The organism is Pseudomonas sp. G5001, assembly GCF_013385475.1.
In the GTDB taxonomy this organism is placed as follows: domain Bacteria; phylum Pseudomonadota; class Gammaproteobacteria; order Pseudomonadales; family Pseudomonadaceae; genus Aquipseudomonas.
The window spans coordinates 18,034-28,735 of the sequence record NZ_JACAPZ010000055.1; the positions used below are offsets into that span (position 1 = coordinate 18,034).

The following is a 10,702-nucleotide window of genomic DNA, read 5'->3' on the forward strand; positions in this document are numbered from 1 at the left end:
GACTGCGCGGCGTACCCGGTACGCCGCTTGGTCACACCACCGCTTCATCCAGCGCATCGCTGAACTGGCGACTCCACAACCGCGCATATTGCCCGCCCTGGCGCAGCAACTGTTCGTGGCTGCCGTCCTCGATCACCCGGCCATTGTCGAACACCAGGATCCGGTCCAGGTGGGCCACGGTGGACAGCCGATGCGCGACCACCAGCACGGTCTTGTCTTCCATGATTTCGTCGAGCTTGTCCTGGATAAAGCGCTCGGTGATCGAGTCCAGGCTGGAAGTGGCTTCGTCCATCACCAGGATCGGCGCATTTTTCAGCAACACCCGGGCAATCGCAATGCGCTGGCGCTGGCCGCCGGACAATTTGACCCCACGCTCGCCCACCAGCGATTCGTAGCCGTGTTCCATGCTGTCGATAAATTCACTGGCGCCGGCGCGGTGGATCGCCTCGGCGACCTCGTCCATCGAGGCATCCAGGCGGCCGTAATGGATGTTTTCGCGAATGCTGCGGTGGAACAGGCCGGGCTCCTGGGGAATCAGGCCGATCTGCTGGTGCAGCGAATGCTGGGTCACCTCGCGCACGTCCTTGCCGTCCACCAGCACCTGGCCTTGCTGCACGTCGTAGAGACGCAGGAGCAAGCTCAGCAGGGTCGACTTGCCGGAGCCCGAAGCACCCACCAGGCCGACTTTCTGGCCGGCGGGGATGACGATATTCAGGTGTTCGAAAATCGAACGGTCACCGCCATAGCTGAAGCCGACATCGCGAAACTCGATATCGCCGCGCTTGACCATCAGCGCCTTGGCGCCGGGTTGGTCGATGACTTCATGGGGGCGGATCAGGGTGCGCACACCGTTGGCGATATTGCCGGTGGCTTCGAAGAATTCGAGAAAGCGTCGCGACAAGTTTTCCACATCGCTGATGATCAACAACGAAAGGCTGGTGGACATGACAAACGCAGCAATGTCGATACGGTGGCTGCGCCACAGGTAGAGCGCCAGCAATAACAAGCCGAGCTTAAGCACTACGCCACAGGAAGCCTGGAACCAGCGAATTTTCTCCATATACCCCAAGGATCGGTAGGCAGCCGCCACCTCCTTGTCGAGGAAAGTGCCGAGGTAACTGTGCTCGAACGCATGGCGCGCAAACAGGCGGATATTGGCCAGGTTGGAGACCGCATCCACCACTTTGCCGGTGCTGGTGCTGCGCGCTGCCGAATACTGTTGCGCCAGAGGATGACTGCGGCGTGCGAGGACGTAGCAGATAGCGATAAACGCCACCGACCAACCCGCCATGAACAACGCCAACAACGGCGATGCGGTCCATAGCAAGGCCGTGGCCAGGCTCAGCGTCACCAGCAGCGGGATCAGGTCGAACAACAAGATGCTCAGGGTCTGATTCACGCCCAGGGTAATTTCCGCCACCCGATGCGCCAGTGCCCCGGCGAACTCATTGCTGATGAAACGATGGGAGTGCTGCTGCAGATAGGCGAACACCACATGCGTCACCGTGCGCCGCTGCAACGGCAAGACGTGGATATGGCAGCCTGCCGATGCACGGGTAAACAGTACTTGGCACACCAGTAGCGCGCTTAGCAGTGTCAGTGGCCATTGCAGCACTTCAAAGGCACGCTCCGCTTCCAGCCCGTTGCTCACGGTGCGGGTGATCTGCCCCAGCCCCCAGGGCGTCAGAATCGAACACACCACCGCGGCGATCTGCAGCAGCAGGATAGCCAGGTACCAACCTTTGAAATGTCCGATGAAATGCCGCACAAACGCCGCCGGCGTCGATGGCAAGTGCTGGACATTCCAGGTGCGAAACAATGAAAAAGACGAACTCATGGCCAATGACATTCCTGAATGACGCCTGTGGCCGCGCAGCTTTCAGGCAAAAATGGTGAGTGTGATCGTTCCCACGCTCTGCGTGGGAATGCATCCGGTGACGCTCTGCGTCACGATTTTATGAGCGAACGCAGAGCGTCCAGAGCGGCATTCCCCTGTGGCGAGGGAGCTTGCTCCCGCTGGAGTGCGAAGCGCTCCCAGGATTTTGGGGTCGCTGCGCAGCCCAGCGGGAGCAAGCTCCCTCGCCACAGGTTCAGCGTCACTTTTGGGATTGGTAGCGGATTTCCTCCAATTCACGACCGCCCCGAGCAAGGGTGCGGCTTGATTCGGGCTGCGCTATCCATCCTGCGTTTTGGTAAAAGCGCACTGCCCGCCGGTTTTCAGCCAGCACCCACAACGTCGCCGTCTCCAGCCCCAGGCTGGCGAGATGCTCCAGCCCCCTGAGCCACAGCGCCCTGCCCACTCCGGTCCCCCAGTGCTCGGCAATTACATACACCGCCTGCACTTCACCGGTTTTTCCCGGGTCGGCATCCTCATCACGACTCGGGCTCACTGCAATCCAGCCCACCACACGCCCCCCGACCTCCGCGACAAACACGGTTTCGTTTCCCTGCTCAATCGACTGGCGCCAAAAGGCTTCGCGCCTGGGCTGTGTCGCCTCCAGCGAAGCCAGGTAATCCGCCGGCATCAGTTCACGATAAGCCTGCTGCCAACTGCGAATATGCACCCAGGCAATGTCACCTGCGTCCTCGATACGTGCTGCCCGAATCATCACATTCCCTCTGCGCGTTTTGCATAAATCGCCGAGCCCGCCTGGGGCGACAGCCTGCGATAAACCAGCCCCGACAAGGCACACAGCAATCCGGCACCCGCCATGATCCAGGCGATATCACTCTGCTCGACCGTGGCATGCCCGCGCACGGCCATGATCAAACCGAGCAGCCCCGCCGCGATGCCCACCGATAAACTCAACGTCAACTGAATGGTCATCGCCGACAGGCTGCTGGCGCGGCTGGATTGCTCCGGTGGCACGTCGGCATAGGTCAACGCCCCCAGGGTGCTGAATTGCAGCGAGCGAATGATCCCGCTGCCAAATAACACCAGTATTACAATCCAGTAAGGCGTTGATACCTCGAACAGGCTGCACGCCAGGATGGTTGCACCGGTGAGCACCGCATTGCCGATCAAGGTGCGCCGGAAACCGAAGCGGCTGACAATCCGCACTGCCAGCATTTTCATCAGCAACGCACCCACGCCACCGGCCACGCTCAGCAGCCCCGCCTGCAACGGGTTAAGCCCGAAACACAGCTGGAACAGCAACACCAGCAAAAACGGCTGTGACGCGCTACCGATGCGCATCAGGTTGCCGCCCCAGAAGCTCACCGCGAAGGTCGGGATTTTCAACAATGAAAAATCGATCAACGGGTACGCCGTCCGCCGTGCATGCAGGACATACAGCCAGGCACTCAACAGCCCGCCGCCAATCAGCAGCAACGCCCACTGGCGCGGCAACAGGCCGTGGCCCAGCACCTCGAAACCGAACACCAGCCCGCCCAATGCCACACCGCTGAGCAACAGGCCGGGAACGTCCAATGGCTGGCCGGGCGTCCCGGAATAGTCCGGGATATAGCGCAGCACCAGGATCACCCCAAGCACGCCGATCGGCAGGTTGATCAGGAAGATCCAGTGCCACGACAGCACCGTCACCAACAGCCCGCCCAACGGTGGGCCCAGCAGCGGCCCAACCAGCGCCGCCACCGTCAGGTACGACATGGCACGCAGCAGGTTTTCCCGCGCCGACCAGCGCAGCAGGATCACCTGCCCCACCGGCACCATCATTGCCCCCGCAGCCCCCTGGGCCAAACGCGCCAGGGACAGTTGCAACAACGAGCCCGAGCAGGCACAGGCCACCGACGCGAGGGTGAAGAGCACGATGGCGCTGATAAACACCCGACGCGGCCCGAACCGGTCGGCCGCCCAGCCGCTGACCGGCACGAACAGTGCCACCGCCAGCAGGTACAGCGACACCACCAGGTTCATGCGCACGCTGGGCTCACCGAAATCCTGGGCCATCTGCGGCAGCGCGGTGAGCACTGCCGTGGCGTCGATCAGTTCCATGAACAGCGCACAGCCGATGATCATCGGCACCCGGCGCGCATGCCCGGTGCCCACCTCGCCCAAGGGGTGTGAAAGGTCGAGGGCTTTGTTCAAAACAGCCCCGATGTCGGAGGCGGCGTGCCCTTGAGTTGCCAGGCGCCCACGGCTGCGGCTTTCCAGTGCCGGGGATTGTGGTTGGCCACGGTGCGCGCGTTGCGCCAGTGCCGGTCCAGGTTATGCGCGCGGCCGGTGGTGGAAGCGCCACCCACGTCGAACACCAGCTCGGCGGCCTTGAGCGCCGACTCGGCCGCGATGTATTGCGCCTGGGCCACGTCCACTGCCGCCTGGTCGACGGCCACCGCATCAAGATCCACAGCCCAGGCGCGGTCAATGGAGTCCGCCGCGTGCAACACCACCGCTTCGGCGGTAAAGGCCCGGGCCGAAACGTCGCCCACGCTCAGTTCCACGTACGGGTCATCCACCGAGCGCGTGGCGCTGCTGTGCTTGATCGGCCGCGCATGCTCCTTGGCGAAGGTCACCGCATCATTCAGCGCATTGCGCGCAATACCGGCCTGCACCGCCGCGAGGAACACTTGCAGGAACGGCGTGACAATCGTGCGCTTGCCTTCCTCGACGGTGCGGGTGCGGATCTCGCTGGCCAACACCTGCACATCATGCAGATGGGTGGTGCCACTGGCGGTCAGGCGCTGGCCCATGGCGTCGAAATCATCCAGCAACTCCAGGCCCTGGCGGTCACGCGGCAGGATGAACGAAACGGGCTGGTCATTCTCGTCCAGGGCGACGGCGCTGACCCAATCGGCATACAACGAACCGGTGCTGTAGTACTTGCTGCCGCAAGCGCGAAAGTGCTCGCCGTCACGCACGATGCGCGCACTGATCGAACCGTTGGCACCGCCGACTTCCCAGCCGGCATTGCCGATCACGGCGCCTTGCAGGTAGCGCCCGAACCAACGCTCGCGCTCCTCCTCCGCCCCCTCGGCGCGGGACGCCAGCAGGCCTTCGACAAACCCGAAACCGGGGCGCAGCGCCTGGGCCACGTTGGAGTCGGCCGAGGCGATGCGAATCAGCAAGGCAATCACGTCCTTGACCGAACCACCGGCGCCGCCAAACCGCTTGGGAATCCGCACGGTAAACAACCCGGCCTGGGCGATCTGCGCCACGGCCTCATACGGCAGTTGGCGGTCACGCTCACGTTGCGCAGCGCCGGCGGCAATCTGCGGCAGGATGCGGTCGGCACGGGCGTTCAGTTCGGCCACCGTTACAACCGGTGGCGTGGGTACAGCAGACAACTTGCTCATGGCACTTCCTTGATTCAGGTCTAGATGGCGATTTTCCACAGGCGCGATTCATCAAACAGCCAGCCGGGGTTTTCCGGCTCCAGGGCCGGCACCACCAACTGCGTGCCGCTGCCGGGCAGGCGTGGCACCGCGCCCAGCAGGCGCCGGGTGTATTCGTGCTGGGGCGATTCAAACAACGTCTCGACGCTGGCGCTTTCCACCACCTGGCCATGGCGCATCACCAACACCTCGTCGCTGACGTGGCGAATCACCCCCAGGTCGTGGGAGATAAACAGGTAGGCCAGGCCCAGCGAGGCTTGCAGGTCGGCCAGCAGATCCAGGACCTGGGCCTGCACCGACACGTCCAGCGCCGACACCGGCTCGTCGCAGATAATCACTTTGGGGTTGCTGGCAATCGCCCGGGCAATCGCCACGCGCTGGCGCTGCCCGCCCGACAGTTGCAACGGTCGGCGCTCGGCCAATTGCGGCGCCAGGCGTACCTGGTCGAGCAACTGTGTCACGCGGGCCGCCTGTTGCTCGGCGTCGATACCGGCAACGTCCAGCGCATCACTGAGGATCTGCCCCACCGTCCAGCGCGGGTCGAACGAACTCAGCGGGTCCTGATAAATCACGCTGATATCCCGGCGATGCACACGGCGGGTCTTTTCCTCGACCCGCTCGGTACCTGCCGCGGCCCATGGCTGGTCGAGAAAACGCACCTCACCGGCATCCGGTTGCAGCAAGCCGAGGGCGATGCGTGCCACGGTGGTTTTGCCGGAGCCGGATTCACCGACGATGCCCAGGGTGCGGCCGGCGCGCAGCTCGAAGCTGACGTCGTCCACCACCTGGCGCGACTGTTGATCGGGGCCGACATACCGCTTGCCCAGCCCGGAGGCCTTGAGCAACACCGGCGAATCCGCGCCCGGCCGTGGTTGCGCCACAGCGTTGCTGCGCTCCGGCGACAGGCGTGTGCCACGGGCATGTTCGGCGGGCACCGCATCCAGCAGCGAGCGGGTGTAGGCGTGGCGCGGGTTGAGCAGCACCTGATCCATCGGGCCCTGCTCCACCACTTCGCCGTGGCGCAGCACCAGCACTTCATCGGCCAATTGCGCGACCACTGCCAGGTCATGGCTGATGATCAGCAGCGAATCGCCACGGGCCTTGATCTGCTGCAACACCTGCAGGATCTGCGCCTGCACCGTGGCATCCAGCGCCGTGGTCGGTTCATCGGCGATCACCAGGCCGGGGTTCAATGCGAGTGCGCTGGCAATCAGCGCACGCTGGCGCAGGCCGCCGGAGAGTTGATCGGGGCGCTGGCGGGCACGCAGTTGCGGCTCGGGTACGCCCACCAGGTCCAGCAGTTCAATGACGCGTTCGCCACGGCTGCGACGGTCGCCCCAGCGATGGGTCTCCAGCACTTCGAGAATTTCCTTGCCCACCGGCCGCAACGGGTCGAGGGACACCAGTGCATCCTGCAACACGAAGCCGATGCCATTGCCACGCAAACGACGCCAGCCGCGTTCCGACAGGCTGAGCAAATCCACACCGTCATAGCTCAAGGTGCGCGCCGTAACCTTCGCGCCCGCACCCGCCAGGCCGATCAGGCTGCGGGCGGTGACGCTTTTACCGGAGCCGGATTCGCCCACCAGCGCCAGGGTCTTGCCAGGCTCCAGGGTGAAAGACAGATTGCGCACCACCGACTGCCCGGCAAACTCGATGGACAGCCCTTCAACGATCAAGCGTTTCTGGTCGCTCATGAAAGACGGCCCTCCAGGCGTTGTTGCAGGTAACGGCCAGTGACCGTGGTCGACAGCGTGGTCAATACGATGAACAGCCCGGGGAAGAACGTCAGCCACCAGGCGTTGGCGATGAAGTCGCGGCCCATGGACAACATGGTCCCCCACTCCGGTGCCGGCGGACGGGCGCCCAGGCCGAGAAAACTCAGGGCCGAGGCCCAGACAATCGCCTGGCCCACGCCCATGGTCAGGGTCACGATCAGCGGGCGCATGGCGTTCGGCAGCAACTGGCGCAGGATGATGCGCAGCGGCGGATGCCCGAGGGCCCGGGCGGCTTCGATATAGCCCGCGTTGCGCACCGCCAGCACCTGGCCACGGACCATCCGCGCATAACCCGGTGCACTGCCCAGCCCGGTGGCGACGATCAGCGGGCCGATGCCGCTGCCGAAAATAGCCACGAACAACAGCGCCAGGATCAGGCTCGGAAACGCAAACAGCACTTCCAGCAACCAGCCCACGCCGCGGTCCACCCGCGCGCCGCCCAGCCCGCCCAACAGGCCAAGCACAATGGCGATGGTCATCGCAATCGCCGTGGCTGCCAGGCCGATGAACAACGACTGGCGGGTGCCATGGATCACCCGCGAAAAAATATCCCGCCCCGACTGATCGGTGCCGAACCAGTGGCTCAGGCTCGGCGAATGAAACGCATCGCGGGGCACGATGGCCAGCGGGTCGCTGTAGGCGAACAACTGCGGCACCAGCGCCGCGACGATCACCAGCAACAGAAAGGTAATCGCCAACAGCGGGCCGAGGCGCAGCGTGCGAGTGGTGCGCTGAATCCGCAGTGCGGGCAGCGGTGTTTCCAGGGTCAGGCCACTCATGCTGGAAGTTCCTGTTGGCGAGGGTCGACCCATAGGTACAACAGGTCGACCAGGATATTGGCGAGCACGTAACCGGCGGCGACCACCAGGCTGATGCCGATGGTCAGCGGCAGGTCCTGGGCCTGCACCGCTTGGTACAACTGGCGGCCGAGGCCCTTGCGGGAAAAAATCACTTCGATCACCACGGCGCCGCTGATCAGCGCGCCGATGGCCCAGCCCGACAGCGAGATGCCCGGCAACACGGCGTGGCGCAACGCGTGTTTGAAGCGCACGTTGAAGTCACTCAGGCCACGGGTGCGGGCGGTCAGGATGAAGGGTTGGTCAAGGGTCAAATCCAGGGATTCGCGGGTGACCTGGGCGATAAACCCGGCCAGCGGAATCGCCAGGGCGAACGACGGCAACACCAGGGTGCGCCAGCCATCACTGCCTGCCGGCGGGAACAGCCGCAGGCCGAACGCAAACACCGCCAGCAGCAGAATCCCCAGCCAGAAGTGCGGCAGCGCGGCGGCCAGGGTTTCGGCCAACGAGGCCAGGCTGGCCACCCAGCGGCGGCGCCCGGCGGTCAGCACCGTCAGCGCCAGCACCAGAATCCAGGCCAGGGCGAGCGAGGTCAGGGTCAGCTCCAGGGTCGGCCAGGATTGCTCGGCGAGCACTCGGGTCACCGGCAGGTGCTGGGAATAGGAAACCCCCAGGTCACCCTGCACCAGTCGCCCGAGGTACAACGCGTATTGCACCGCCAATGGTTTGTCGAGGCCGTACTCGCGGGTGGCTTCGGCGATGGTCTCGGGGGTGGGGTTGCCGCTCGGGCCGCCAAGGATCGCCTGCACCGGATCGCCGGGCATCAGGCGCAAGGCAAAGAACGTCAGCGTGGCCACCGCCCAGAGCACCAGCACGCCGCCGGCAAGGCGCCACAGCGCACGTTTGCCGAGCCGGGCCAGGCGCTCGCGCCGTGGGTTGGCAAGTGATGTGTCGCTCATTTGTTCACCCATGCGTCATAGAGATAAGTCACCGCCAGCGACGGCTCCAGCCGCACGCCCTGGGTGGTCTTGTAGATACCCAGCCGCGTGCTTTGCGGGTAGGTGGTCAATTGCAGGTACTGGCTGGAAGCGATTTTCTGCGCCTGGTAATACAGCGCCCGGCGCTGCTCGCTGTCCTGGGTGGTGAGGGCTTGCCGGATCAGCGTGTCGAACGCCGGATCACTGAAGCCTGCGGTGTTCTGGTGGTAACCACCGACACCCGCCGGGCTGATGAACTCACTGCCGAAGATGATCCGCAGCACGTCGGCGGTGTTGGTGTTCCAGTAGCCGAGGCGAATGTCGTAGTCCCAGTCGGCCTGGCGTTTGGTGGCCTGCACGTCACTCATCTGGTCGACGATCAGCTCGAAGCCGACCTGCCGGGTGGTGGCCTGCACCTGTTCCCACAAGGTGTATTCCGACGGTGGCGTGCGGTTGCCCATCACCACATGGACTTGCAGGCGCTTGCCGTCCTTGGTGCGGTAGCCCTCGCTGTCGCGCTGGGTCCAGCCGGACTGGTCGAGTAACTGCGCAGCCCGGGCCGGGTCGTAATCCTGGGCGTGCTGGAACTCCGGGCTGTAGAAGCGCGTGGCTGGGCTCAGCGGCCCGCCGGCGCGGGGGAATTCGTTGAAGTACACGCTCTTCAACGCGCCCTCGATGTCGGAACTGCGTACGAAGGCTTCGCGCACTCGCACGTCATCGAACGGCGCACGGGTAATGTTCAGCGTGCCGTTGGTGGGGTTGCCGGGGCGTTGGGCGATCACCAGGGTCAGGTCCGGGTTGCGTCGAGCGGCCTCGTGGGATTCGGGGGGCAATGCCTCGATCACGTCGACCTCGCCAGCCTGCAACGAGGCGAAGCGCACGGAAGGTTCCTGGATGAACTTCCAGACGATCCGGTCGAGCCAGGCCGGGCCCTGGTGCTTGGCGGTGGGTGGCGCCCAGTTGTAGTCGGGGTTGCGCACCAGCTCGACCTGGCTTTGCCGGTCCCAGCGCACGACCTTGAACGGGCCGCTGCCGACCGGGCTTTCGCAGTTCACATCGCGCGAGCGCAGCAGGGCTGTGGGGGACTCGATGCCGAGGAAGCCTTGGGCGAGAACTTCAAGAAAGGCCGCGTACGGCGTGGCGAGGTGCACCACTGCGGTGTATTCGTCGAGCACGTCGGTGCTGCGGTATTGGCGGATGTAGCCGCCTGCGGTGCTGGATTGGGTCTTGGGGTTGGCCATGTGGTCGAGGTTGGCCTTGACCGCCGCGGCGTTGAACGGGGTGCCGTCGGTGAAGTGCACGTCGTTGCGCAGGTGGAAGGTGTAGGTCAGGCCGTCGGGGGAGACTTCCCAGGTCTTGGCGAGCCAGGGGCCGATGCGGCCGTCGGCGTCCATCGAGACCAGGGAGTCGAGGTACTGCTGGGCGACGAACACCTGGGGCATGTCGCCGGCCACGTGGGGGTCGAGGCAGGTGGGTTCGCGGTCGGTGGCGTACACGAGGGTGCCGCCCTTTACCGGCTGGTCACTGCGTGTGACGGTGGAGCTGCCTTGGCCACAGCCCAGGAGCAGGCCGCAGAGTGTGGCGGTGCCGATAAGGAGCAACGGGCTGGATCGTCGCGGGTAAGGGGCGGGTTCTTGCATGATGGGTCAGGCCTAAAGTCCGGGAACTGGGTCATTGCACAAGGCATGCCGGGTTTTTGGGCCTGTAAACAGGGGGGATTGGAGGGTTGGGGGATTGCTGAAAACGACAATGTGTGTGGGAAGTGTTGGTCAGGCAACAGCTCGGCCTTGGGGGGGCGTGAGGTTTGAGTACATATCCGTTGCTGCGGTAACGGCGGCTATTGGTTCCGCTCTTACAG

General features: G+C 64.4%; 8 protein-coding genes. All 8 read right to left on the bottom strand.

The window, feature by feature from the left end:
- Positions 1–31: 31 nt before the first annotated feature.
- Positions 32–1,837 (bottom strand): ABC transporter ATP-binding protein, encoded by a 1,806-nt coding sequence (locus HX805_RS31315; protein ID WP_008431180.1) that lies wholly within the window; start codon positions 1,835–1,837, stop codon positions 32–34.
- 259 nt (positions 1,838–2,096) lie between these two features.
- The gene (locus HX805_RS31320; protein WP_177117619.1) at positions 2,097–2,609 is read right to left on the bottom strand and encodes a GNAT family N-acetyltransferase; all 513 of its coding nucleotides are present in this window, start codon (positions 2,607–2,609) and stop codon (positions 2,097–2,099) included.
- Positions 2,609–4,048 (bottom strand): MFS transporter, encoded by a 1,440-nt coding sequence (locus HX805_RS31325; protein ID WP_177117620.1) that lies wholly within the window; start codon positions 4,046–4,048, stop codon positions 2,609–2,611. Before HX805_RS31325 ends, HX805_RS31320 begins: the two co-directional genes overlap by 1 nt.
- A complete protein-coding gene (locus tag HX805_RS31330; protein WP_177117621.1) occupies positions 4,045–5,253 on the bottom strand; it encodes an acyl-CoA dehydrogenase family protein in 1,209 nt (402 codons plus the stop codon). Before HX805_RS31330 ends, HX805_RS31325 begins: the two co-directional genes overlap by 4 nt.
- Before the next feature lie 20 nt (positions 5,254–5,273).
- Positions 5,274–6,989 carry an ABC transporter ATP-binding protein gene (locus tag HX805_RS31335; RefSeq protein ID WP_177117622.1) on the bottom strand — a complete coding sequence of 572 codons (1,716 nt, stop codon included), beginning with the start codon at positions 6,987–6,989 and terminating at the stop codon, positions 5,274–5,276.
- On the bottom strand, positions 6,986–7,849 hold the full coding sequence (locus HX805_RS31340; RefSeq protein ID WP_087694968.1) for an ABC transporter permease: 864 nt from the start codon (positions 7,847–7,849) through the stop codon (positions 6,986–6,988). The genes HX805_RS31335 and HX805_RS31340 overlap by 4 nt, the downstream gene beginning before the upstream one ends.
- Positions 7,846–8,826 carry an ABC transporter permease gene (locus tag HX805_RS31345; protein ID WP_102370239.1) on the bottom strand — a complete coding sequence of 327 codons (981 nt, stop codon included), beginning with the start codon at positions 8,824–8,826 and terminating at the stop codon, positions 7,846–7,848. The genes HX805_RS31340 and HX805_RS31345 overlap by 4 nt, the downstream gene beginning before the upstream one ends.
- The gene (locus HX805_RS31350) at positions 8,823–10,484 is read right to left on the bottom strand and encodes an ABC transporter substrate-binding protein (RefSeq protein WP_023659005.1); all 1,662 of its coding nucleotides are present in this window, start codon (positions 10,482–10,484) and stop codon (positions 8,823–8,825) included. The genes HX805_RS31345 and HX805_RS31350 overlap by 4 nt, the downstream gene beginning before the upstream one ends.
- Positions 10,485–10,702: the final 218 nt, after the last annotated feature.